This is a genomic window from Neobacillus sp. S1115 (assembly GCF_055385565.1).
Window position 1 is genome coordinate 2,141,443 of the sequence record NZ_AP038275.1, and the last position, 25,635, is coordinate 2,167,077.

The following is a 25,635-nucleotide window of genomic DNA, read 5'->3' on the forward strand; positions in this document are numbered from 1 at the left end:
GTTACACACTTGAAATAAATTTATTCAGGAGGCTCCCTATGACTAAAAAAATATTATTTTTCCTTTTAACAGTTTTCATGGTTTTAATGACTCCCATTTATACATATGCCCAAGTAATCCATGAAGTGAAATCTGGTGACAGCCTGTCCAAAATTTTGAGAAAATACCAAATCAACAAAGACGATCTTGCTAAGCTAAATGGTTTAGCAAAGAATACTCAACTTGTGCTTGGACAGTCTTTATTAATACCTGGTGAGACATATGTCGTTCAACCCGGTGAAAGTGTATGGGAAATTGCTAATCGACACGCTATTAGTGAGGAAACATTAATGCGGCAAAATGGTTTAAAAAGCCGTGTAATTATTCCAGGTCAGAAATTGAGTATTCCACGTCCGCCAAAAATGAATATTTGGACAGGCACCTATTTTGTTCCAAAAGATAAGAATTCTAATGCTTGGATGTTGGAAAATTATAAAAGTACACTTACTAGTATCTTCGTGTTTGAGTATAGGTCCGATGAACAAGGAAACATCATTGAAACACCCGAAAACCAGGCTAATAAGATTGCATGGAATAAGAACCTCCCTCCGTTTGCAACACTTACAAATTTAAGTGAAAAGGGGTTTGATCCGAACCTAACTCATAAGTTAATAAGCACGCCGTGGTTAAGACAGAAATTTGTCAAAAATATTTACTCGCTTTTAGATAGCCATGATTACAAAGGAGTCGTAATTGACTTTGAACAGGTTAAGACAAAAGATCGGGCAAACCTTAACCAGTTTATTCAGGAATTAGCTGCCAAGCTACATCCGGCAGGAATGGAAGTTATGATGGCGGTACCGCCAAAAGAAGGGGATCAGACCCCATCTTATTCTTCTGCCTATGATTACCGAATACTAGGGAAATACTTAGATAGAATGTTTTTGATGACGTATGATTGGCATTGGCCAGGAGGTCCTTCAGGTCCGATTGCTCCAATAGAGAAAGTAAAATTAACCCTTGATTATGCCGTGTCTGTTGTTGATAAATCCAAGTTGATGCTTGGAATTCCTCAATATGCCTATGATTGGGTTATAGGAACGAATAAGCGATCAGGTTCTGCTTATTCCACCCAACATGCCATTGATTTATATACTGGATACCAAAGCCAAGTTCATTACGATGAAAATGCTGCTGCCCCCTGGTTCCGTTATGTTGATAAAAAAGGAAATCTACATGAAGTATGGTTTGAAGACCCAAGAAGCCTGCTTGTTAAATTCCGTCTTGTTCGTCAATATGGATTAGCTGGAATGGGCTGCTGGCATTTAGGTCTAACCATGCCTCAAACAGAAAAAATGCTGCTTGAGGAATTTAATGTGCATAAACATTAATTACAAATTTATAGATATGGAGGTACAAAAATGCCCAAAATCACTGTTTTGGGACATGGAACTTTTGATATTGAACGTGGTAAAAAATTGGTATTAGCATTAGAAGACAACGGTGTAAAAATACTGCACAAATGTGGTGGGAGGGCAAAATGTACAACCTGCAGAGTAGAAATTTTGGGCGGTGAATATTGCGATTTAACAAATGTTGAGAAAGTTGCATTTTATGAGAAGGGAATTTTTGATGATCATTTGCGCCTGTCCTGTCAAATCCGTGTGGAAGAAGATTTAGAGGTGCGACCAGTAATGACCGTTGAAAATTCGGGGATGGATAAAGGTCCAAGGCCTGAAGATTAAAAAATATAAAAACTTAAGTTACCATCATACAGCAAAAAGCGGGCAGATGCCATTATTTTTAGTGTACCAACCCGATTTGGTAATATGCCATCTCAAATGAAACAGTTCTTAGATACAACAGGTGGTCTTTGGTTTAATGGAAAACTTATCAACAAAGTGGTAAGTGCAATGAGCTCTGCACAAAATTCACACGGTGGTCAGGAAGCCACAATATTATCATTATATACGACGATGCATCATTGGGGAGCCATTATTGCAGCACCAGGGTATACAAATCAAGTCATTTTCGGGGCCGGTGGAAATCCGTATGGAACCAGCGTAACAGTAGATCAGTCAGGTAAGATGGTTGAAGATGTCCTTGCCATTCAAGATGCCGTGAAACATCAGGCAAAACGCACTGTTACCATAGCAGAATGGGTAAAAAAAACAAATTAATAATTTTTTAATAAAAAACTAATCGGGCCTCCGGTTAGTTTTTCTGTCTTTATCTAAAAATCTTAAAAATTGTAAACTAATAATAGTCTTCAGCAAAATCACTATCTCTTTTCTTACGTAATAAGTCCAAACATCTCGTTAGCATAAATAACTCCCAATCCGTAAGCACCTCCGTGCTGTCTAACAATATCGAGTGTCCCATTGTAGGTTTCTTTATGAGCCCAATCACGTTGTAACTCTAGCAAATATTGTAGCCAAGTAATTGGGGTTGCTCCAGCTTGTGTCATACGTATGACGGCCATGTCGTGGGTCTCTTTACTCACCCCACCTGAGGCATCCGAGACAAAATACACTTCATATCCGTCAGAGATAGCGCTCAAAACCGGTTCGAGCAAACATACCTCTGTCCAAAGACCGGCGATCACTATTTTTCGTTTCCTATATTCATTGATTTGTCTTACTACTCTGGGATCCTCCCATGCATTCATCGTTGTTCGATCAATAGGTATTTGATCAGGAAAGACTGATTGGATTTCTGATAAAATTTTACCGCTGAAAGTTGCCGCGGTTATTGATGTCAATATAGTAGGGATCCTGAATAATTTCGCGGTTTTTGCCAATCCGGCAATATTGTTGCGCAGGAGTGCACTATCGTGTGATTGGACCGAAAAAACCATTTGCGGTTGATGGTCGGTTAACATCAGGATATGGTCAGTCGGAGTAAGCAAACGCCGAAATTGGCGGCCTGATGTGGTTCTCTTTGAACTTCCGGGGACTCCGGAAGGAATACCATAAAAATGGTTATTACAAAATGGGCACCTATAAACTACAGGTTTCATGTTAATTCCTCCAGAGTTTTTGGGACTAAAAATTTAATTCTTCAAAGTATATGCATAAAGACCATACGGGGTGATTTACTCTTGTTAATAAAATTTCCTCACTATTTATATCCCCATATTGTTCTAGGCAGGAATGGAAGTTATTATGGCGGTACCGCCAAAAGAAGGGGATCAGAACCCATCTTATTCTACAGCCTATGATTACCGAACACTTGGGAAGTGCTTAGATAAAATGTTTTTGATGAAGTATTATTGGCATTGGCCAGGGGGGCCTTCGGTCCGATTGCTCCAATAGACAAAGTAAAAGCAACCCTTGATTATGCTGTTTCTGTTGTTGATAAATCCAAGTTGATGCTTGGAATTCCTCAATATGCCTATGATTGGGTTATCGGAACGAATAAGCGATCAGGTTCTGCTTATTCTACCCAACATGCCATTGATTTGTATACTGGAATACATTTATGTAACACTTTTATTTTTGATTTCAATTACCATTCAAAAGGTTAAAAAAATCATGAGTCAACGACCTAATCCATAGAAAAGTTTCGTTAGTTTTCTTTTAAAAAAATTCTAAAAACTACCTGTATTAAAGATTTGTTTTGGGCAATTTAAGGTTATCACGATTACAGAAAATGAGAGGATGTTAATAGGTGGAGAAAAAGTTGTTAAACTTATTACTAGCAGTATGTATTGCTTCTTTTCCATTTTTATTCAAGGGACCAAAAATGAGAGAAAATCTTTTGATTTTTTTCTCAAAAGGTGTTCTTGCTACTTTAGTTGATGCTTATGTTGTTGGAAAACAAAAACTTGAATATCCAGTTCGTCCTTTTCCAAAAATTTTTAAAACGAATATTATTTATGACATGTTATTTTTCCCGATTTTAAGTGTGATCTGGGTAAAGATATCGTACAATGATAATTTCGGTAAAATTTTGTTAAAAAGTTTAATTTTTAGTGTACCAATGAGTGTGGGGCAATGGATTATGGAAAAAAACACTGGTTTATTTAAATGGAAAAAATGGTCACCTCTACATACATTTGTCAGTGTTAATTTCACACTGTTTACAATTAGAGGGTTTATTGGGTTAATAAAAATATTAGATAAGTTAAAAGGCAAGCAAGATATAACCGAATCTTAAAGTACAGATGATTCATTTGGACAAAGGAATCGGGATGAGCCAAGAGCAAATCGCCAAACTTGGCTCTCCGTATTATTCCTTAAAGGAAAGCGGGAAGGGGCTCGGAATGATGGTAAGCTACAAAGGGTTGGGAACCTACTGAGTGTTTTAGAAAAACAAAGAGAGCAAATCAAAAACACCCTTGCATCGGCAAGGGTGTTTGTATGTACGTCCTGAATGGGGTATTTTTCCGGATATTGAAAGAGGCAGATGGCACTAGGCACTATACCGGGAAACATCATCATTATATTCGGAATAATAGGAAATTCCTGTGTACTTGCTGTTTTTTCTCCTATAAACAGAAAAGAGGCTGTCCCAATTATGGGTAGCCCCTCTGGGTGGCTTCTTGTCCTATAGCCACAAAATTTCATGTCCTACAGTGTAGCAAAAAAAACGTTGTTTTTACGCTAAGTATTAACCAACATAAATGAACGGTTAAATAGCGTCAAACAACATTTTCAGGGTATTTAGCGTCCCGAAGAGGATTCGAACCTCCGACCTACAGTTTAGGAAACTGTTGCTCTATCCTGCTGAGCTATCGGGACAAATTTACAACTGAATATTTAGTTCCATCACACGCAAAAAGTATGGCTAAATCCCGTCCTGACCTCAGTAAGCTTAATCAAGCAGCAGCTCGGTCAGTACGCTAAAGCATATTCAAGGGAGCGGATTCGAACGTGCTGAGCTATCGGGACAAATAAATTTGTGGAACGTTTATTATTATAATTCGAACATCGAAAAAGGTCAATAATGAATTTTAGCGAATTGGCAGTTCCTTAATTTTTTTGGTGTTTCCGTTTCCTTTTTCCCGGAAAATTAACCAGACGATAAGACTTAGCGAGATTAACAGCCCTTCAAGCGATAAAATATAGTATGGATATGGCCCCAAGACGTCTAATAAACTTGCTGTTTTCGGTTTGTGGCTTAAATACATATAATTTCCGCCGACAAGTTTATTGATCCACATGATGATTGGCATCAGCACATTTAAGAAAACAAAAAGCTTTACGACAGACCAAAGCGTTGGGCGGTAGCCCTTAACCCAAGTGAAATAGAACACTACCCAGATGTCCATCAAATGCGTGTAAAAGAAATGAAAGAAACGAAAATGCGGAAAGTCAAAGTTTAAGGCTGGGGTAAAAATGGCCTGTGACGCACCCAAAAGTGCTGTGAACAACAAAATTTCGTATATGATTTTCTTCCTGGTTAGTAACAAAAGTACAGTCAAAATTAAGCTGATGCTGCAGAGTTCTAATGGAATAGCGTGACTAACGTCCCAGTCTCCATTAATATACATCCAGAAATGATAGGTCAGTTCTATTAAAATTAACGAGACCGCTGCCCCAATCTCTACTTTTCTCCATTTTTTGTTGTCGAAAAATTTTCCCCGATTTACAAAAATTGCAGTGGATCCTAGAAGTAAGATGGCAATGATCACCCAATGACTGTTTGAGAACATTTCAAAGTCATAGTCTTTATAGCTGCCCCCGAACCAACCCATTGATACCATCTCCTTTTCCCATTCGATTTTAAATACTTCTAAGTATATTATGACCGTTTTATATTCTGCTTGTAAGGACCTATCGGTTTGCAAATTATTACAAAATTTTACAATGGTATTTTTGAATTTGTATCGTAGGTCTTACATCTTATAAAAATTGAAAATGTTACTAAAGTTACGGGGATTAAGTACCTTTTGACTACTGGGAAATTTTGATATGTTTGAATAGTACGATTTTATTAGGAGGGATGCTCTTGTTAAAAGTATTATCGAAAACCGGTCTAACATTGGCGTTGGCAGGAAGTATTGCATTGGCGGGATTCCAGCCGGACGGGGAAGCAAAACAGGCTTCTAGTACATATGGTTTAAGTTTGGCCCATTATGTAGGTGCGGCTCCGGAACTAGCTGAAAAAGCTAAGAAGCTGGGAAAAGATCTTTCAAAGGTTGACCCTGCAGAAAAACTGGCAAATCAAGGGGCAAAATTCCAGCAGGCCGGATACAATCATGTTGCATACCGTGACGCAAACGGTGATGTGCCTGTACTTGTTATTTTGGCTAAATATAAAGATAGTGACGAGCCGATTGGGGACCTGAAAGGACAGGTGCCAGCGCATTACTATGAGGATTTGATTTTTGGTGATGAGTATAACCCTTATGAGTTGGATTATTTCAAACAATATGCAGAATTTAATGGTGTGAAAGCACCAACTGATCGCACGATGCATAATGCTTATAAAGAATCTAGTTATGACAAAGTGAACCTTGTTCGTAAGGAAAACACAGAGTTTGTTTGGGTGGAACTGCCTAAAGGTGCTTCCTACTATTTAGATCAAGAAGGTACGTATGCTGAAAGTGGTAAATATGTTTTAGGTAACGTAAACGGCGATGCCCACACAGGTGAATTCGTTCGTGACCTTCTAAAGGCTGCTGATGAACAAATTGATTTTTCGAAGTATGCTGACGAAGAAGGGGAAGTTCCAAATGTATTTATTATCCATGAAGGAACGGGTGCAGAGTGGAGCGCTGACCCTGCTCAGTTCTGGTCTCATAAGTGGAATCTATTAAGTGCGTTGTACTATGGCAAATACTATGAAACTGGTAAACCTGCAGATGTTTATGCAGGTATGAGCCAAGGGGCTTGGATTAATAAAACGATTGCGGAAGACATGACCTACGACGGAGTTATCGTCAATAACTACAACATCCAGCCTGCCATCGGCGGGAACGTCGCTGGATTTAACGAAGCCACTGGTGGTTACGATGAAGCATCGAAAACGGGTCCATATCCTGCTACTGCCGGGGTTTATGCCCATGAATTCGGCCACGCTTTAGGATTGCCGGATTTCTATGATACTGCGTATTCATCCGAAGGTGTTGGGAACTACTCGATGATGGCCGGCGGTTCCTGGATGCGGTATCCGGACAGTGGTGCATATTCAGGAAACTCACCGACACACTTTGATCCTTTTTCAAAAATATTCTTAGGATGGGCTGAGCCGATTGAGGTTAAACCGGGGGATAGTGTACAAACAATTACCTTGCCGGCAATTAGTAGGTCTGCTGCGAATAATGGCATCGTTAAAATGGAAGTGCCAGGCTCCAATGGAACAGAATATTTCTTATTCGAAAATGTCCAGCAGGACGGCTTTAACAAAGGGCTAATCCGCCAGGGTACAGATTCCCATGGCTTGGTTGCATGGCATGTTGACGAAAATATCATTAGCCTCTATCAGTCTGCTGGCTTCCGCCCGAATAACGTGGAAAACTGGATGAACAAACGTTTCCAATATAACCAGTCAGCGAAAGCCAGTGACGGCACAGTTGTTACTCACTATGGATTATCTGTCGTGCAGGCGGACGGAAAATATGACTTAGAGAAAAATAAGAACCGTGGTGATGCAGGGGATTTCTTTAAGACAGGTTCCAAGATTACACCAACTACGTCCAATGTTCACACAGGTTCCTACTATTTTTGGAAGGGCAATAGCGCGACACCAGCTGATTCTGGTATTCATGTAACGGATATTAAAGAAAATGGGGATGGTTCCATTACCGCGAAGTTCTTCTATAGTACGAATGAAGGTACAAAATAAAAAAACAAAGAAACCTGGGCTTTTATTTAGCTCAGGTTTCTTTATTATTGTTTCTTCTAATATCTAGGAAGAAGTCTGTTATATAAATGATCGATTTTTAATGCCCGAACGGGACGAGGAAACTAGTCGCCGTTCGTTATGAAGGGCTCATAACGCCGGAACGGGACGAGGAAACTAGTCCTCGGTCGTTATGAAGGGCTCATAACGCCCGAACAGCACAAGGAAACAAGTCGCCAGTCGTTATGAACTGGCTCATAACGCCCTAACGGCACGAGGAATGAGGTCCCCAGTCGTTATAAAGGAGTCATAATGCCCGAACGGCTCGAGGAAATAAGTCCCCGGTCGTTATGAAGGGCTCATAACGCTCGAACGGATCAAGGAAACAAGTCGCCAGTCGTTATGAACTGGCTCATAACCCCGAACAGCACAAGGAAACAAGTCGCCGGTCGTTATGAAGGAGTCATAACGCCCGAACAGCACAAGGAAACAAGTCCCCAGTCGTTATGAAGGGCTCATAACGCCCGAACGGCACGAGGAATGAGGTCCCCAGTCGTTATAAAGGAGTCATAATGCCCGAACGGCTCGAGGAATCAAGTCCTCAGTCATTATGAAGACTCATAACGCCCGAACTGCCAGTGCAATCCTGACTCTGGTTGATTAGATTATACCTTTTTAGAAGTATATAACATCGATAAGCTAAAGAATTTATTAACAGCAATAGAGATAGTTTTTTCTACCAACAAAAATTCCCCACAATTATGATATAATTGTTTGTCGAAGATAATCGAAAGTTTTTAAACGGTGGAGGAAATTATGACAGCATACACGCCGATGATACAGCAATATTTAGCAGTTAAGGCAGATTACAAGGATGCCTTTTTATTTTTTCGTTTAGGCGACTTTTATGAAATGTTTTTCGAGGATGCCATTAATGCATCCCAGGAATTAGAGATAACCTTAACCAGCCGCGAAGGCGGTACAGAGGAACGGATTCCGATGTGCGGCGTTCCTTACCATTCAGCGGCCAATTATATTGAACAATTAGTTGCAAAGGGCTACAAGGTGGCGATTTGCGAACAAACCGAGGATCCGAAACAGGCCAAAGGGGTCGTGCGCAGGGAAGTGGTCCAGCTAATCACCCCGGGTACGGTGATGGACGGCAAAGGGTTAACAGATAAAGAGAACAACTATATTGCCTCAGTTACTGCTTTCGACGATACCACATACGGACTAGCATATAACGATATTTCCACAGGTGAAAGCCGAGTAACTCTACTGACCAATTTTGACGAGGTCCTGAACGAGCTGGCTGTTTTGGGTGCGAAGGAAGTCGTGGTTGCAAGTAATTTTGACGGTGAACTTCAGAAGAAGATGCGCGAACGAGATGTACTGGCCATTTCTTTTGAGGATAATAGTTCAATAGAGATGAATTTTGCCAACCTGCTCGAGGACTTGAACCAGGATAAACTGAAGCAGACAGCAGCAAGGCTGTTTCACTATCTATACCGCTCGCAAAAGAGAAGCCTTGACCATCTTCAGCCCGTCACAACCTATCAAATCCATCAATTTATGAAAATTGATTACTATTCGAAGCGCAACTTGGAATTAACTGAGACGATTCGCTCGAAAGGGAAGAAAGGTTCCTTATTATGGCTGTTGGATGAAACGATGACAGCGATGGGCGGCAGGACATTAAAGCATTGGATTGACCGGCCGTTGATTGACCGTGAACAAATAGAATATCGCCATACATTGGTGGAAGTTCTCATGAACCATTATTTTGAGCGTCAGGAGCTTCGTGAAAAACTAAAGGAAGTTTATGATTTGGAACGTTTGGCGGGACGTGTTGCCTTTGGTAATGTAAACGCCCGTGATTTGGTGCAATTAAAGTATTCGCTCCTGCAGGTACCATTTTTAAAAGAAATTCTTCTTAACATGCAGGATTCCAGAGTGAACGAAATCGCTGAAAAATTGGATCCGTGTGAAGAAGTCACCGATTTATTGGAGCAGGCGATTGTCGAGAATCCGCCGCTTTCGTTAAAAGAAGGAAATATCATCCAGGACGGCTATAATGACCAGCTTGACCAGTATCGTGATGCCAGCCGCAACGGCAAAACGTGGATTGCCCAGCTGGAGCGGGAGGAGCGCGAGAAAACTGGTATCAAATCCTTAAAGGTCGGTTACAACCGTGTGTTTGGCTATTATATAGAAGTAACAAGAGCGAACCTTCATCTCCTTGAGGAAGGCCGATATGAGCGGAAGCAGACCTTAACAAATGCGGAACGCTTTATTACACCTGAATTAAAGGAAAAAGAAGCGTTAATTTTACAAGCGGAAGAGAAAATTGGCGAGCTTGAATACGAGTTGTTTACGGAAATACGCGAAACGGTGAAGGAATACATTCCGCGCCTGCAAGCTTTGGCGAAAACCGTGAGTGGGCTGGATGTGCTGCAATGCTTTGCCCAGGTGAGCGAAGATCGCCGTTATGTCAAACCGCAGTTTTCATCAGAACGCCGGGTTGTCGTGAAGGACGGCCGCCACCCTGTGGTTGAAAAGGTGTTAAATACTCAGGAATATGTGCCGAACGACTGTTTGATGGACAGCGACCGTGAAGTGCTGTTGATTACCGGTCCAAATATGTCCGGTAAAAGTACGTACATGCGCCAAATTGCGTTGACCGCTATTTTAGCGCAAATTGGCTGTTATGTCCCGGCATCAGAAGCAGTGCTGCCGATATTTGACCAAGTCTTTACCCGCATCGGGGCAGCGGATGATTTGATTTCCGGACAAAGTACCTTTATGGTGGAAATGCTCGAAGCGAAGAATGCCATCGCCAATGCGACGCAGAACAGCTTGATTTTATTCGATGAAATCGGCCGCGGGACATCCACTTATGACGGGATGGCACTAGCCCAGGCCATAATCGAGTACATTCACAACCGTATTGGGGCGAAAACCCTATTTTCTACGCACTATCACGAATTGACGGTATTGGAAGAAGAGCTTTCCAAACTGAAAAATATCCATGTCAGCGCGATTGAGCATCATGGCAAGGTTGTCTTTTTACACAAAATTAAGGAAGGTCCAGCAGATAAGAGCTACGGAATTCATGTGGCTCAGCTGGCCGAGCTTCCGGCTGAATTAATTGCAAGGGCAAATGAGATTTTGACTGCTTTTGAACAGCAACCAGGGGGTCCTGCGGAAGTGAAGGAACAACGAGTGGTCGAGGCTGCACCCGCTGTAGTTCCAGAATCAAAAGCAGCAGCGGCTGACCAAGTGGTTCCAGATCATCTCACCCAGCTCTCGTTCTTTGATGAACCGAAGGAAACGAAGAAACCAGAGCTTTCTACCAAAGAAAAGAAGGTTCTTGATAAAATTAAGGAACTGGATTTATTGGATGTGACACCTCTCCAGGCGATTAACGTGTTGTTCGAACTGCAGAAAAAATTAAAGTAGTTTTTTTAGGAGGCGGAATGCATGGGGAAGATTATCCAGCTAGATGATGCCCTGTCTAATAAAATAGCGGCGGGTGAAGTAGTCGAACGCCCCGCCTCTGTTGTCAAAGAATTAGTTGAAAACGCCATTGATGCCGGCAGTACGGTGGTTGAAATTGAGGTCGAAGAAGCGGGACTTGCGAAAATCCGCATCACCGATAATGGTAATGGAATCGAAGAAGATGACGTTTTGCTGGCTTTTCAGCGCCATGCCACGTCAAAAATAAAAAATGAAAATGACCTGTTCCGGATTAGGACACTAGGTTTCCGTGGTGAGGCCCTGCCGAGTATCGCCTCTGTTTCGAGACTTGAGCTGAAAACCTCAACTGGTGAAGGTGCCGGGAATCGCGTAGTGATTGAGGGCGGCAAGGTTGAAATTTTTGAAAAAGCATCAAGCAGACGGGGAACGGATATTACCATCACCGATTTGTTTTTCAACACGCCTGCGCGCTTGAAATACATGAAGACGATTCACACAGAGCTAGGGAATATCACCGATGTCGTAAACCGCTTGGCCCTTTCTCATCCCGAGGTGGCGTTCCGCTTGATTCACAATGAGCGGAAGCTGCTGCAAACGAACGGAAACGGCGATGTCCGCCAGGTTCTTGCATCTATTTACGGCATGAGCATTGCCAAACAGCTGGTGCCGATTTCGGGTACCTCGTTAGATTATAAAGTGAGTGGATTTGCTTCCATGCCAGAGGTGACAAGAGCTTCAAGGAACTATATCTCGACAATGATTAACGGCCGTTTTATTAAAAATTATTCGCTGGCTAAGGCGATTACCGAAGGGTATCATACGCTGTTGCCGATTGGCCGGTATCCAATCGTCCTTCTCAATATCGAGATGGATCCGCTGCTCGTCGATGTGAACGTCCACCCGTCGAAAATGGAGGTCCGCTTTAGTAAAGAAGCAGAGATGAACGAACTGGTAACTTCTATTATAAAAAATGCATTTAAATCGAAGGTGCTGATTCCTACAGCCTATACAAAAAGAGAGGAACCTAAAACGGAGCAAACGGCTTTAGCGCTAGATGAGGGGACCTCTCCTGCTCGTTCTTCCTCTGGCTTTGGCGGTGAGCGGCCGACTGCTGTTGCTGAGCCATTTTTTACAAAAATTAAAGAAGAACCCGTGCGGGAAACTGACTTTTCGAATAGGAAAGAGGAATTCGTCCCGCAACCTGAAGTTGGAATACCTTTTTTTAGGGAAATGGAAAAAGTTAAACCGACTAGTGAAAGGGAATATGATTCATTTGAAGATGAGGAAATTCCTCAACACGAGCCCGAGGATTACCCTGAAGTGGAGCCATCTGTAGAGACAGAGAGCAGGGTCCCACGGATGTATCCGATCGGGCAAATGCACGGAACGTATATTTTTGCACAAAATGAAAATGGCTTATATATCATCGATCAGCATGCTGCGCAAGAACGGCTTAAGTATGAGTATTTCCGAGAAAAGGTTGGTCGGGTTGCACCGGAGCTGCAGGAGATGCTGGTCCCGTTGACTTTTGAATATTCAACAGATGATTATATTAAAATTACCGAGCATAAGGATGAGCTTGAAAAGGTCGGTGTTTTCCTTGAAGAGTTCGGTATCAATAGTTTCATTGTCCGCTCCCACCCTCAATGGCTGCCAAAGGGGCAGGAGAAGGAAATCATTGAGGAAATGGTTGAACAGCTGTTATTAATGAAAAAAGTGGATATTAAAAAACTCCGCGAGGAAGCGGCCATCATGATGAGCTGTAAAGCCTCCATCAAAGCGAACCGCCATTTGCGGGATGATGAAATCCAAGCGCTTCTCGACGATCTGCGAAAGGCGTCCGATCCGTTCACCTGCCCGCATGGCAGGCCAATTATCGTACATTACTCTGTGTACGAGATGGAGAAAATGTTTAAACGCGTGATGTAGACTTAATTAGCTTAGTTGCGAAACGGGACATATGGACCTAGATACGGAAACGCCGGTGGATATCCGTAGAGCGTTGGGATCAAATGATAGTAGTGATGTCCAACGTGGATGTAATGATGATTCTGGTGGATGGGTTGGTTCCAGGGACCAACCATAGGTGCGTGGACACCTGAGTAAATTGCCCAGTTTGGTCCCGTTATGATATGGGTCATGCTATCACCAACTTTTTTGATTTTTACATTATATGTTTTAAGATTTTGAATGTCTGCTTAAGAGGGCAGTGAAAGTCCAATTCACGAACGAATTGGGCTTTTTATTTTGTCTGAAATAGGTAATTAGGGGTTCGTTGATTAACAAAGTGTTCTTATTTTGCCTGTGGGGCGAAATGTGGTGGGTTGCTGGTAAGAATAGAGGAGTTATTTTGCCCGTGGACCAGTTTCAGATGGGATAATGGTAAAAATAGTGGCGCTATATTGCCCGAGAGCCTGTAGTGGATGGGGTTGATGGTAAAAATAGGTCTGTTATATTGCCTGGGGGCGATTATTAGATGGGTGAACGGTAAAAATAGAGCAGTTATTTTGCCTGAGAACCGTCTCTAAAATGAAAATAGGTAAAATAACCCTAGTTGCCGATTCCTAATGAAACAGTAAACTCAAAAAGATTGCGAAAATTGCAACAAAATTACCTTGAAACGTATTGGAATGATTTAACATTGGTGAAATAATAATATTGTAAGGATTGACCATTTGAGAAAATGGGGGTGATGCCTTGGTTGCCTATAGTCTATTAGGTATATTTTTACCTGCAGTTTTGCTTATTTTTATTGTTGTTTCTGTAGTGAAATACAAAGACAAGGGGGGAGAGGCTGTGATTCGCCATCTTTATACGTATTTGGTGTTATTTGCAACCCTGATGATGGTCATCGGAGGCGGGATCTCGATTTTTATGGCAGCCGCTGATTTGATTAGTCCGCCGGGCTATTATCAAAGCTATGAAGATTTTAAAATGATGAAAGAAAGCGGTAAGATTTCGAATGAAAATGGAGATAAATTGACAGAGAAAGAACTTCGCGCGAACTACGAACAGGCCGTCGAAGATCAAAAGAACCAAACACGAGAGCAAGCCAAGAACCAAATTATCAAAAGTCTTGGATTCATCATTATTCCGCTTCCGATTTTTCTATATTTTAATAGTTTGAGAAAAAAACAGAGTGATATTTAAATAAAAAAAGCCGCATTCTCCTTCGAATTTAGGAGAGAATGCGACTTTTTTTGTTAAAAAACTAAAATTGCCATTTTAAAACTAACTTCTAGTTTGAGGAATCAAATATATCAGCGAATTTTTCCAACATATCAGCGAATTTCAGATTATATCAGCGAATTTTAAAATATATCAGCGAATTCAAGATTATATCAGTGAATTTCGCAATATATCAGCGATCCCGTTTTTCAATCCAAAAATACCCCTATTTCACCGCAACCTGAATCTTACTCATATATTGCAGTGCCTTCCCGGTGCCGATGGCGACTGACTCAAGCGGACTAGGTGCCAGCTGGACAGGTACAAAAATTTCACTGCTCAGCCATGCCTCCATCCCGTTCATAAGCGCACCGCCGCCCGTGATAATTACACCACGATCGACGATATCTCCGCTCAACTCGGCCGGGCTGTCTTCAAGTGTTGCGCGGATGACCTCTAAAATATGCAAGAGGGATTCCTTCATTGCACTACGAATTTCGTAGGATGAAAGTTTAATAGTTTTTGGCAGACCAGTCAGCAGGTCGCGGCCGCGGACATCCATGAACTTTTCCTCATGGTCGATTAACGCAAAACCGATTTCCATTTTCACATTTTCTGCCGTTCTTTCACCGATTAACACATTGTATTCCTTACGAACATGCTGAATAATATCATCATCAAGACGGTCGCCGCCGATTTTAATGGAATGGAAAGCAACCACGCCTCCGAAGGAAATAATCGCAACCTCTGTGTTGCCGCCGCCGATATCGACAACCACATTGGCAACCGGCTCGTCGATTGGCATGCCTGCTCCAATTGCAGCAGCGACTGGTTCCTCAATCAAGGTAATCTTCTTGGCCCCGGCGTTCCTTACGGCATCCTGAATTGCCCTTCTCTCAACACTTGTCGAACCAGACGGAATGCAGACCACGACATTTGGCTTTCGCATTGCAAAGCCAATCTTTTTAGAGGCCATTTTCATGATTTGTTTAAGCATTTCTGTTGTGACATCAAAGTCAGCAATGACACCATCTTTTAACGGGCGGACTGCCACGATTTTCTCAGGCGTTTTCCCGATCATTTCTTTTGCTTCTGTACCGACAGCGACGATATTTTTCGAAACGGTATCGATCGCCACAACGGAAGGCTCGTTTACGGCAATCCCCTTATTTTTGCTATAAACCAATGTATTTGCAGTACCTAAATCAATTCCAATATCAAAAGTAGATAACATTCTATTCACCTAATTTCTAATTTTTCTTCATCCAATGACAAAATGCGATTAATTTTTACAAAATATCCTACGTATTAGCCTACCATGAATCTGGGGGTGGAAAGCGCTTTGTAAAATAACCGTTATCTTTTTGTAAATAGACGAAATGTAATTCTTACAATTGAAATATAAATTCCTCTTCAAAAAGTGCATAGAAAAGGATATTATTGTATATACTTATTTGATGTTCAACTGCTTTTTAAATTTATGTTACGATAAAGGAGAAACGCCCCTCTCAGGCGTCGATTGTAAAAAGGGATAAGGCAGTGTGAAAAGATTGGAATTAAATCAGAAATTATTAGTGATCATCGGACCAACCGCTGTGGGAAAAACAAAGCTGAGCATTGAAATGGCTAAATGTTTCAATGGCGAAATCATCAGTGGGGATTCGATGCAAATTTACCGCGGCATGGATATTGGAACGGCGAAAATCAGGAAAGATGAAATGGAAGGGATTCCGCATCATTTAATTGATATAAAGGATCCGGATGAAAATTTTTCCGTTGCTGAATTTCAAACCCTTGTTCGAGCTAAAATAAAGGAGATTGCCGAAAAAGGGAAACTGCCCATCATTGTTGGCGGGACAGGGCTTTATGTTCAATCTGTCATCTATGATTATCAATTTTCCGATGCTTCTGGAGATGAAGAATTCCGCAGGCAGCTCGAGGAACGGGCGAATAGAGAAGGGAATGAGGCTCTCTATAAGGAACTCTCCGAGGTTGACCCGGAAAGTGCCGCTGAGATTCATCCTAATAATCTCAGAAGGGTGATTCGTGCTCTAGAAATCTTCCATCTTACAGGAAAAACCAGACAGGAATTTCAAAAATCTCAAGCGCCGGACCTTCTATACCAAACCGCCCTGGTCGGATTAACGATGGACCGTGATAAACTTTATGAGCGAATCAATGCCCGCGTCGATTTAATGATGCAGGAAGGGCTATTGGACGAAGTAAAGGGACTGTACGAACAGGGTTTGCGCGACTGCCAATCTATTCAGGCGATTGGTTATAAAGAGATTTATGACTATCTTGATGGTAAAATATCATTAGAGCAAGCTGCCGAGAACCTAAAGCAAAACTCGCGGCGTTATGCCAAACGGCAGCTGACATGGTTCCGCAACAAGATGGAGGTTGAATGGTTTGATGTGACAAATGTGAACAATTTCGCAAAAAAAATCATGGAAATTTCACAATATGTTGAAGGAAAGCTTCAAGTAAAATCGAATACATATTAGTAGAGATAAAAGAGGAGGATATACAAAATGAAAACAACCATCAATATTCAGGACCAATTTTTAAACCAATGCAGAAAAGACAATACCAACGTAACGGTATTCCTTTTAAACGGATTCCAATTACGAGGCCAAATCAAGGGCTTCGATAACTTTACGGTTTTGTTTGAATCAGAGGGGAAACAGCAATTGGTTTATAAGCATGCCATTTCAACCTTTGCACCGCAAAGAAATGTGCAGTTGGACTTGGAAAATCAATAAATCTTCACCCGTGGGCCCATACAATTTGGGCTCTTTTTTTATTTTTTTCCAAAAGAAAACTTTTTTAATGAATTTCCCGAACGGTGAATACAAATAGAATGAAGGATTATGATTTTCTTGAAATAACTCACCACAAACAAGAAAGGCATACATTCCTGCAAGCTAATTTACGTATCCTGGTTGCGTTTAGGAGAGGTGAAGGCTTTGGATCAACCGATTCGTATGAAAAGCAATGGCCAAATAAGCGTTTCTCTCAACTCCCAAAAAAGAAAAACAGTAACGAAAACGTTAACTGATTTTCAAGTTGCTCCAAAGGTTATTCCCCCTGAGCATTCCGCCTTAAAGGAAATCGAAGAGGAACTTGGTGCTTTGGTTGGCATGGAAGAAATGAAACGAACGATAAAGGAAATTTATGCATGGATTTATGTCAATAAAAAGCGCGAAGAAATGGGTCTCAAAGCAAAAAAGCAAGCTCTTCATATGATGTTTAAAGGTAATCCGGGAACGGGGAAAACCACAGTCGCACGGCTGATTGGCAAGCTTTTTCAAAAAATGAACGTGCTAACGAAGGGGCATTTAATCGAAGCGGAGCGGGCTGACCTCGTAGGGGAGTATATCGGCCATACAGCACAAAAGACGAGGGACTTGGTAAAGAAAGCTCATGGCGGGATATTGTTTATTGATGAAGCTTATTCCTTAGGACGCGGCGGCGAAAAGGATTTTGGCAAAGAAGCGATTGATACTCTCGTGAAGCATATGGAGGATAAACAGCATGAGTTTGTCCTCATTTTAGCCGGCTACTCAAGAGAAATGGATTATTTTCTATCGTTAAATCCAGGGCTCCATTCCCGTTTTCCATTAGTAATCGATTTCCCGGATTACAATATTGGACAATTAATGCAAATCGGGGCGAAAATGCTGGTGGAAAGGGAATATTCGTTAAGCCATGAGGCAGAAAAGAAAATAAAGGATCATTTAATATGGGTGAAGTCTGTCTTAAGCCCCAATCATTTTTCCAACGGGAGATACGTCCGGAACATCATTGAAAAATCGATTCGGGCCCAGGCGATGAGGCTGTTATTGCAAAACAGTTATGACCGGCATGAGTTGATGACGATTCGCAGTAATGACTTGGTGTTTGATGAGGATGGTTAAATGAAAAAATCGACGAGGGCTATCCCCGTCGATTTTTTATTGTCTAGCTGCAAAAGTAATGCTTCGAGAGCAAAAGCTACGCACGACTAAAAGTGATAGCTTTTAGGAGGAGCGCCTGGTCAAGGTGCTTCCGCTTTTCTTAGTTCATTCGCTGTAAGCCGTGTGTCGGCAGCTTCCAGTCGTATGTGTAGGATAGGACACGAAGCGCTGTCACGATAATGAACAATGTATACAATTCCCAAGATTGTGTGGCTATTTTAAGCCCGATGAGGAGCCCAGCAAGAATCGCCCAGACTGCATAGATCTCAGAACGCAGCACAATCGGCTTTCTTCTTGCCAATAAATCTCGGATAATACCGCCGCCGCTTCCTGTTAATACGGCTGCAACAATCACTGCGCTTAGCGGGTGATTCATATTTGCTGCGTAAATGGCACCCTGGATAGCAAATGCCGACAGCCCGATGGCATCGGTGAAATTTCCCCACTTTTGCCAGTGTTTTAAAAGATTGGTTGGAAATAAGAATACGGCCGTGATCGATAATATAGCAACCTGAAAAAATAACCCCTGTTCCCAAATAGCTGAAACCGGTACACCTATTAAAAGATTGCGAATCGCCCCGCCGCCAAAAGCGGTGACAATCCCCAAAATATAAACTCCTAAAATATCATATTTTTCTTCCATGGCCACAATCGCGCCGCTGACCGCAAAAGCGATCGTGCCAATCATGCTTAATACTTCCCATGTCATTTCGTTCCGCTTCTCTCTGATGTATATTTCTTTTTATAAACAATAAAAATTTTATCACGATACTCCAAAATTACAATAAAAAAGTATTGGGAAAATTAGAGTATCGGAGTGTTTTTTGTTAAGATGGAAATTAGAGCTTTAACGGAAAGGAAGGATGCCGTTTGGAACAAAGAGAAACAAAGGAAAAAGCCATTCTGGTCGGCTGCCAAATCGATGATGACGACCTAAGGTTTCAATATTCAATGGATGAGTTAGGGTCCTTAACGGAAACGGCGCAAGGAGAAGTATTGGCTTCGCTTGTCCAAAAGAGGGACCGTCTCCATCCAGCAACGTACATAGGTAAAGGAAAAGTGGAAGAATTATCGGCGCTTGTGGCCGAATTGGAGGCTGACCTGGTCATTTTTAATGATGAGCTTTCTCCAAGTCAGAAACGGAATTTGGCTTCCGCAATTGAGGCGCGCATCATTGACCGGACCCAGCTGATTTTAGATATTTTTGCACAAAGAGCCCGTTCTAAGGAAGGTAAGCTTCAGGTAGAGCTTGCCCAGTTACAATATATTCTGCCGCGTTTGGCTGGACAGGGTACGGCATTGTCACGTCTTGGCGGGGGAATCGGAACAAGAGGTCCAGGGGAAACGAAACTGGAGTCAGACCGCCGTCACATCCGCCGCCGTATCGATGACATTAAAGGCCAGCTTTCGGTGGTCGTGCAGCATCGCGAGCGTTACCGCGAACGCAGGAAGAAAAATAAAGCCTTTCAGGTTGCGATTGTTGGTTATACGAATGCCGGGAAATCGACGCTTTTTAACCGGCTTTCCGAGGCGGATTCATATGAAGAAAACCAGTTGTTCGCCACGCTCGACCCGATGACGCGAAAGCTGATTTTGCCAAGCGGCTTCTTGTCTTTAATTACTGACACCGTTGGATTCATCCAGGACTTGCCGACCGCGCTGATCGCAGCCTTCCGCTCAACTCTTGAAGAGGTAAAGGAAGCCGACCTGCTGCTTCATGTCGTCGATATGTCGAACCCGGATTATTTTCAGCATGAAAAAACGGTTAATAAACTTCTTGAAGACTTGGATGTCAAAGATATCCCGCAATTGACCGTTTATAATAAACGGGATATCAAGCATCCTGATTTTGTTCCGACCGCCGACACGCCGACTGTGTTCATCAGCGCTTATGATGAAGAAGACCGTCATACGTTAAAGGTGAAAATCGAGCAGCTTGTCGTGGGTATGATGGAACCATATGAAGTAATGGTGCCTTCTACAGAAGGGAAGCTCTTGTCGCAATTAAAAAATGATACGATTCTAAGGGAACTTATCTTTGATGAAGAAACTCAAGATTACCGCTGCAAAGGGTATTCCCTAAAGGATCATCAAATAACAGGCCAATTACAGAAATTCAATGATTAAAGGGAGTTAACAGCATGTTTCAACACTTGAAAAATGGGGAAAAGCTTCAGCCGATTGTAAAGGAAGTCGAAAAACAAATTGCTGAAGTCCATAAAGGAATCGAGGAACGCATTGAATCCAATCAGTTCCGAGTTTTACAAAGCTTTCAAAAGCACCGGGTAAGTGATTCTCACTTTATTCCTTCTACTGGTTATGGTTACGACGACATCGGTCGCGATACGTTGGAATTAGTGTATGCGGATGTTTTCGGCGGTGAGGCAGGTCTGGTTCGCCCACAGATTATATCAGGCACTCATGCCATATCGATTGCGTTGTTTGGTGTGCTTCGCCCCGGTGATGAGCTATTGTACATTACCGGAAAACCGTATGATACCCTTGAGGAAATCGTCGGAATCCGCGGGAATGGAGTAGGTTCCTTAAAGGAATTTGGAATTTCCTATGACAGCGTTGCATTGACCGATGAAGGCGGGATTGATTGGGAAGGAATCGCTCGAAAAATCAAACCAAATACGAAAATGATTGGCATCCAGCGTTCGAAAGGCTACGCGGTCCGACCATCGTTTACGGTAGCGGAGATTGGCGAAATGATTAGTTTCGTCAAGGAAATTAAGCAGGATGTTGTCGTATTTGTTGATAACTGCTATGGTGAATTTGTAGAAGAGGTGGAGCCTTGCCATGTCGGAGCCGATTTAATGGCAGGCTCCTTGATTAAGAATCCAGGCGGCGGCCTTGCCAAAACGGGCGGCTATATTGTCGGGAAAAAACAGTGGGTTGAAGCTTGTTCTTATCGGATGACTTCTCCGGGAATCGGTGCTGAGGCCGGGGCTTCTCTTTATAGTTTGCAGGAAATGTATCAAGGCTTTTTCTTAGCACCTCATGTGGTCGGGCAGGCTCTGAAAGGTGCTGTCTTTACCGCTGCCATGCTAGAGCGGCTGGGGATGAATTCCTCTCCGCGTTGGGATGTGCGCCGCACAGATCTGATCCAATCTGTTCAGTTTGATGACCGGGATAAAATGGTTGCCTTTTGCCAGGCCATCCAGTTCGCCTCACCGGTGAATTCTTATGTCACACCGCATCCGAGCTACATGCCTGGTTATGAGGATGATGTCATAATGGCAGCAGGTACATTTATTCAGGGTGCAAGCATCGAGTTGACTGCAGACGGCCCGATCCGCCCGCCATATGTCGCTTATGTGCAAGGCGGCTTAACTTATGCCCACGTGAAAATGGCTGTATGTTTAGCTTTGGATCATTTGGTTGAGAAAGGGTTACTAGATTTGGAATAGGGGAAAATTGTATAGGACTTATATGAGCCCGAACGTTTGAAAGAAAGGTTGGTCGGGAAGCATATAGGACTTATATGAGCCCGAACGCTTAAAAGGATGGCTGGTTGGGTAGCATATAGGACTTATATGAGCCCGAACGCTCGAAAGAAAGGTTGATTGGGTAGCATATGGGTCTTATATGAGCCCAAACACTTGAAGGAGTGGTTGGTTGGGAAGCATATAGGACTTCTATGAGCCCCGAATGCTTGAAAAATCACCCGTTTGGTAGGATATAGCCTAATCCCTGGGCAGGGTGGCGAATTAGGAGGCTTCATAACACCCGAATCAAAGAAGATATTACCAATTCAGTCGTTATGAACGCTTCATAACGCCCGAAGCAAAGAGGAAAATACTAATTCAGTCGTTATGAACGCTTCATAACACCCGAAGCAAAGAGGAAAATATCAATTCAGTCGTTATGAGCGGCTTCATAACGCCCGACGCAAAGAGGAAAATACTAATTCAGTCGTTATGGAGGCTTTATAACGCCCGAAGCAAAGAGGGCAATCCCAATTCAGTCGTTATGAGCGGCTTCATAACACCTCTACCAGAGAAATCCAAGGAGGTTCGGTCGTTATCAATGAATCATCACTCCTCTTGCCAGGGTTTACAGTCAAAAATTACAATTATAAGAAACTATTAAAAAACCATGTTAGATTATCTTACATATCATTGACATATTTCCTAACACCAAATATAATACAAATATATATTAGCAAAAGGGAGGAGAAAATTGGTGAGTGGAAAAGAAATTCGCCGATCAATGCCGTTGTTTCCCATCGGTACAGTGATGCAGCTGACCGAACTTACCGCCAGGCAAATTCGCTACTATGAAGAACACCAATTGATATCTCCGGCACGTACGGAGGGAAACAGGCGACTTTACAGCCTAAATGACATTGACAGGCTGTTGGAAATAAAAGACTTAATTGACCAGGGAATAAATATGGCTGGCATTAAGCAATTATTATTGGTCAAAGAACAGCAAGAGTCGCTGCTTGAACAGCAAGCGAAAAGTGCAAAGCGCGAGGTTACCGATGATGAGCTGAGGAAACTTCTTCGCAATGAACTGATGCATTCAAACAGACTGAATCGTTCGTCATTGAGACAAGGAGATCTTTCACGCTTTTTTCATTAATTTTTAATAAAATTGGAGGAATTGCAAATGCCGAAGTACACAAGAGAAGATATTCAACGCTTGGCTAAAGAAGAAAACGTTAAATTTATCCGCCTTCAGTTTACTGACATTCTTGGAACCATCAAAAACGTGGAAATTCCAATCAGTCAATTAGAAAAGGCGCTTGATAACAAAATGATGTTTGACGGCTCCTCTATTGAAGGATTCGTACGTATTGAAGAATCTGATATGTACCTATTTCCAGATTTAAACACTTGGGTAGTATTCCCTTGGACTGCTGAAAAAGGAAAAGTAGCCCGCCTAATCTGTGATATTTACAATTCTAACGGAACACCATTCTCCGGTGACCCGCGCAGCAACTTAAAGCGTGTATTAAAAGAAATGGAAGAGCTTGGCTTCACTGATTTCAACCTTGGACCTGAGCCTGAATTCTTCTTATTTAAATTAGACCAAAAAGGCGAGCCAACATTAGAGTTAAACGACCAAGGTGGATACTTTGACTTAGCTCCTACAGACCTTGGCGAAAACTGTCGCCGTGATATCGTACTTGAGCTTGAAGAAATGGGCTTTGAAATCGAAGCTTCCCACCACGAAGTGGCTCCAGGCCAGCACGAAATCGACTTTAAATATGCAGATGCTCTTACAGCATGTGACCAAATCCAAACTTTCAAGCTAGTTGTAAAAACAATTGCCCGCAAGCACGGATTGCATGCAACCTTCATGCCTAAGCCATTATTCGGCGTGAACGGTTCAGGAATGCACTGTAACGTTTCCTTATTCAATAATGGTAAAAATGCATTCTTTGAGCCAACTGGCGACCTGCAAATGAGCGATACTGCACGTCAATTTATCGCAGGCGTTCTAAAGCATGCACCATATTTCACAGCAGTTACCAACCCAACTGTTAACTCTTATAAGCGTTTGGTTCCAGGTTACGAGGCACCTTGTTATGTAGCATGGTCTGCACAAAACCGCTCACCGCTTATCCGTATTCCGGCTTCCCGCGGCTTGAGCACACGTATCGAGGTTCGCAGCGTTGACCCTGCGGCTAACCCATACCTAGCTATGGCTGTTATTCTAAAAGCTGGTCTTGATGGAGTGAAAAATAAATTAACTCCTCCAGCACCAGTTGACCGTAACATCTATGTGATGACAAAGGAAGAAAGAATCGAAGAGGGTATCATCGACCTTCCTGCAACATTAGCAGCAGCACTTGAGATGTTAAAATCAGACGAAGTTATTGTTTCTGGCTTAGGCGAGCATATCTTTGAACACTTTGTGGAAGCAAAAGAGATTGAATGGGATATGTTTAGAACCGTCGTTCACCCTTGGGAACGCGAACAATATATGAGCATGTATTAATATGAAAAAGAACCCCCTTGCGATGTGAAGTAAGGGGGTTTTTGTTTTTTAATGGCCATGGTAAAAATAGGGGCTTTATTTTACCCTGTCTTCAATAGATAAGGGCAATGGAAAAATATTCCCCCTCCTTTGTTATAAAGGTAATCCAATTAAAAAAAGCCCAATCAAATTACAGATTGGACTCCAGAACTCTATCAACTAATGAATCTGTCGATAAACCCCAATAACTTTCCCCAAAATGGTAACATTGTTTAAAATGATTGGGTCCATCGTAGAGTTTTCCGGCTGCAGGCGGATGTAGTCTTTCTCCTTGAAGAATCTCTTACAGGTAGCCTCGTCTTCTTCGGTCATCGCAACAACGATATCCCCGTTGTTAGCAGACGGCTGCTGCTTGACAATAACGTAATCCCCGTCAAGAATCCCTGCTTCAATCATACTTTCTCCCATGATTTCAAGCATAAAGACATTCTCGCTAGAAGGAGCAAGTCTTTCAGGAAGAGGAAAGTATTCCTCAACATTTTCAATGGCCGTAATCGGCAGTCCGGCAGTAACTTTACCGACAACTGGGACATTTACAACATGGTTTCGAGGGATATGAGAAGCTTCATCCGCTTCCAGGATTTCGATAGCCCTTGGTTTTGTTGGATCTCGTCTAATTAAACCCTTGCTTTCTAATCTGGCTAAGTGCCCATGTACAGTAGAACTCGATGCCAGTCCGACTGCTTCGCCAATTTCCCGAACAGATGGCGGATATCCCTTTGTTTTCACTTCTCCTTTTATGAAATCAAGGATATCCTGCTGCCGCTTTGATACTTTTACCATGATAAATTACACCTCGCCTGGTTAATGTTGTCTTTATTATAGCATGTTCGCATAATTTATACAAACATAAGTTCGAATAAAGCTTGACAACAAACAAACGTTCGGGTTATAATCAAATCAAATAAAACGAACATACATTCTAATTAGGGGTGTTTTATAATGAAAAAAATATGGAACCAATACTCATACGCTATTATTCTTCTATTATTAAGCTGCACATTAGCATTTGTATTAGCATTTCAGCAAAGCCCGAAAAATCAGGATAAATATTTAAAAGTGACTGTAGCAGACGGAGACACACTATGGGAAATTTCCCAAAAGTATGCAGGCGAGCATTCATTATCAAACAAGGAATTCGTCAACTGGGTGAAAAAACATAATCGGAATGTTGGTGATGAGATTTTTCCAGGTGAAGAAATTTTAATTCCGGTTAGTAATGAAACTCCCCCAGAAAGGGAATTAGCAAGTGCATTAGAGAAATAGGAAGGAC

At 42.2% G+C, this 25,635-nt stretch carries 21 protein-coding genes, 1 tRNA gene and 1 pseudogene; 17 read left to right on the forward strand and 6 right to left on the reverse strand.

Going from position 1 to position 25,635, the window contains the following annotated elements; all coding sequences use genetic code 11:
• Window positions 1–38: 38 nt before the first annotated feature.
• From ACZ5B7_RS10540 to ACZ5B7_RS10550, 3 genes and pseudogenes are all read left to right on the forward strand, one after another.
• Entirely contained in the window at window positions 39–1,370 is a 1,332-nt protein-coding gene (locus ACZ5B7_RS10540) for a glycoside hydrolase family 18 protein (RefSeq protein ID WP_464493671.1), read from the forward strand.
• A 30-nt stretch (window positions 1,371–1,400) separates the two neighbouring features.
• Window positions 1,401–1,724, forward strand: coding sequence for a 2Fe-2S iron-sulfur cluster-binding protein (locus ACZ5B7_RS10545; RefSeq protein WP_464493672.1), 324 nt, complete (start codon window positions 1,401–1,403; stop codon window positions 1,722–1,724).
• Window positions 1,725–1,766: 42 nt separating this feature from the next.
• Window positions 1,767–2,159: pseudogene (locus ACZ5B7_RS10550) on the forward strand (NAD(P)H-dependent oxidoreductase); the annotation flags it as partial.
• Between the two features lie 113 nt (window positions 2,160–2,272).
• Here the strand turns inward: ACZ5B7_RS10550 and ACZ5B7_RS10555 are convergent.
• Complete coding sequence (locus ACZ5B7_RS10555; protein ID WP_241113833.1) at window positions 2,273–2,860, reverse strand: hydrolase; 588 nt, start codon at window positions 2,858–2,860, stop codon at window positions 2,273–2,275.
• Between the two features lie 390 nt (window positions 2,861–3,250).
• Between ACZ5B7_RS10555 and ACZ5B7_RS10560 the strand changes: the two genes are divergently transcribed.
• Together ACZ5B7_RS10560 and ACZ5B7_RS10565 are read left to right on the forward strand one after the other, a co-directional pair.
• Window positions 3,251–3,505 carry a hypothetical protein gene (locus ACZ5B7_RS10560; RefSeq protein WP_464493673.1) on the forward strand — a complete coding sequence of 85 codons (255 nt, stop codon included), beginning with the start codon at window positions 3,251–3,253 and terminating at the stop codon, window positions 3,503–3,505.
• Between the two features lie 143 nt (window positions 3,506–3,648).
• Complete coding sequence (locus tag ACZ5B7_RS10565) at window positions 3,649–4,137, forward strand: CBO0543 family protein (protein ID WP_464493674.1); 489 nt, start codon at window positions 3,649–3,651, stop codon at window positions 4,135–4,137.
• A gap of 510 nt (window positions 4,138–4,647) precedes the next feature.
• Here the strand turns inward: ACZ5B7_RS10565 and ACZ5B7_RS10570 are convergent.
• Together ACZ5B7_RS10570 and ACZ5B7_RS10575 are read right to left on the reverse strand one after the other, a co-directional pair.
• Window positions 4,648–4,721 (reverse strand) — tRNA-Arg (locus tag ACZ5B7_RS10570).
• 212 nt (window positions 4,722–4,933) lie between these two features.
• Window positions 4,934–5,677: a YwaF family protein gene (locus ACZ5B7_RS10575; protein ID WP_464493675.1), complete on the reverse strand. Its 744-nt coding sequence runs from the start codon at window positions 5,675–5,677 to the stop codon at window positions 4,934–4,936.
• A 248-nt stretch (window positions 5,678–5,925) separates the two neighbouring features.
• On the opposite strand from ACZ5B7_RS10575, the gene ACZ5B7_RS10580 reads away from it, so the two are divergent.
• The 4 genes from ACZ5B7_RS10580 to ACZ5B7_RS10595 all read left to right on the forward strand — a co-directional run bounded on the left by ACZ5B7_RS10580 (window position 5,926) and on the right by ACZ5B7_RS10595 (window position 14,394).
• Window positions 5,926–7,770: a M6 family metalloprotease domain-containing protein gene (locus ACZ5B7_RS10580; RefSeq protein ID WP_464493676.1), complete on the forward strand. Its 1,845-nt coding sequence runs from the start codon at window positions 5,926–5,928 to the stop codon at window positions 7,768–7,770.
• Between the two features lie 813 nt (window positions 7,771–8,583).
• Window positions 8,584–11,226 (forward strand): DNA mismatch repair protein MutS, encoded by a 2,643-nt coding sequence (mutS, locus tag ACZ5B7_RS10585; protein ID WP_464493677.1) that lies wholly within the window; start codon window positions 8,584–8,586, stop codon window positions 11,224–11,226.
• A 21-nt stretch (window positions 11,227–11,247) separates the two neighbouring features.
• Entirely contained in the window at window positions 11,248–13,173 is a 1,926-nt protein-coding gene (mutL, locus tag ACZ5B7_RS10590) for a DNA mismatch repair endonuclease MutL (RefSeq protein ID WP_464493678.1), read from the forward strand.
• Window positions 13,174–14,040: 867 nt separating this feature from the next.
• A complete protein-coding gene (locus tag ACZ5B7_RS10595; RefSeq protein ID WP_464493679.1) occupies window positions 14,041–14,394 on the forward strand; it encodes a hypothetical protein in 354 nt (117 codons plus the stop codon).
• Window positions 14,395–14,638: 244 nt separating this feature from the next.
• Here the strand turns inward: ACZ5B7_RS10595 and mreBH are convergent, their stop codons facing one another.
• Entirely contained in the window at window positions 14,639–15,646 is a 1,008-nt protein-coding gene (gene mreBH, locus ACZ5B7_RS10600) for a rod-share determining protein MreBH (RefSeq protein WP_213140674.1), read from the reverse strand.
• Between the two features lie 316 nt (window positions 15,647–15,962).
• Here mreBH and miaA point away from each other — a divergent pair, with 316 nt between their 5' ends.
• From miaA to spoVK, 3 genes are all read left to right on the forward strand, one after another.
• Window positions 15,963–16,919, forward strand: coding sequence for a tRNA (adenosine(37)-N6)-dimethylallyltransferase MiaA (gene miaA / locus ACZ5B7_RS10605; protein ID WP_464494469.1), 957 nt, complete (start codon window positions 15,963–15,965; stop codon window positions 16,917–16,919).
• 27 nt (window positions 16,920–16,946) lie between these two features.
• Entirely contained in the window at window positions 16,947–17,177 is a 231-nt protein-coding gene (gene hfq, locus ACZ5B7_RS10610; RefSeq protein WP_213116235.1) for an RNA chaperone Hfq, read from the forward strand.
• A gap of 204 nt (window positions 17,178–17,381) precedes the next feature.
• Complete coding sequence (gene spoVK, locus ACZ5B7_RS10615; protein WP_213141294.1) at window positions 17,382–18,332, forward strand: stage V sporulation protein K; 951 nt, start codon at window positions 17,382–17,384, stop codon at window positions 18,330–18,332.
• Window positions 18,333–18,471: 139 nt separating this feature from the next.
• Here spoVK and ACZ5B7_RS10620 read toward each other — a convergent pair whose 3' ends face one another.
• On the reverse strand, window positions 18,472–19,080 hold the full coding sequence (locus tag ACZ5B7_RS10620; protein WP_213140672.1) for a trimeric intracellular cation channel family protein: 609 nt from the start codon (window positions 19,078–19,080) through the stop codon (window positions 18,472–18,474).
• A gap of 161 nt (window positions 19,081–19,241) precedes the next feature.
• On the opposite strand from ACZ5B7_RS10620, the gene hflX reads away from it, so the two are divergent.
• The 4 genes from hflX (at window position 19,242) to glnA (ending at window position 24,323) form a co-directional block, all read left to right on the forward strand.
• Complete coding sequence (hflX, locus tag ACZ5B7_RS10625; protein ID WP_464493680.1) at window positions 19,242–20,498, forward strand: GTPase HflX; 1,257 nt, start codon at window positions 19,242–19,244, stop codon at window positions 20,496–20,498.
• Window positions 20,499–20,512: 14 nt separating this feature from the next.
• Window positions 20,513–21,784: a methionine gamma-lyase family protein gene (locus tag ACZ5B7_RS10630; protein WP_464493681.1), complete on the forward strand. Its 1,272-nt coding sequence runs from the start codon at window positions 20,513–20,515 to the stop codon at window positions 21,782–21,784.
• An 802-nt stretch (window positions 21,785–22,586) separates the two neighbouring features.
• The gene (locus ACZ5B7_RS10635) at window positions 22,587–22,961 is read left to right on the forward strand and encodes a MerR family transcriptional regulator (RefSeq protein WP_213141293.1); all 375 of its coding nucleotides are present in this window, start codon (window positions 22,587–22,589) and stop codon (window positions 22,959–22,961) included.
• A 27-nt stretch (window positions 22,962–22,988) separates the two neighbouring features.
• Complete coding sequence (glnA, locus tag ACZ5B7_RS10640) at window positions 22,989–24,323, forward strand: type I glutamate--ammonia ligase (RefSeq protein WP_464493682.1); 1,335 nt, start codon at window positions 22,989–22,991, stop codon at window positions 24,321–24,323.
• A gap of 198 nt (window positions 24,324–24,521) precedes the next feature.
• On the opposite strand, the gene lexA is transcribed toward glnA, so the two are convergent.
• Window positions 24,522–25,145, reverse strand: coding sequence for a transcriptional repressor LexA (gene lexA, locus ACZ5B7_RS10645; RefSeq protein ID WP_423801798.1), 624 nt, complete (start codon window positions 25,143–25,145; stop codon window positions 24,522–24,524).
• A gap of 159 nt (window positions 25,146–25,304) precedes the next feature.
• Between lexA and yneA the strand changes: the two genes are divergently transcribed.
• Window positions 25,305–25,628 (forward strand): cell division suppressor protein YneA, encoded by a 324-nt coding sequence (yneA, locus tag ACZ5B7_RS10650; RefSeq protein WP_464493683.1) that lies wholly within the window; start codon window positions 25,305–25,307, stop codon window positions 25,626–25,628.
• Window positions 25,629–25,635: the final 7 nt, after the last annotated feature.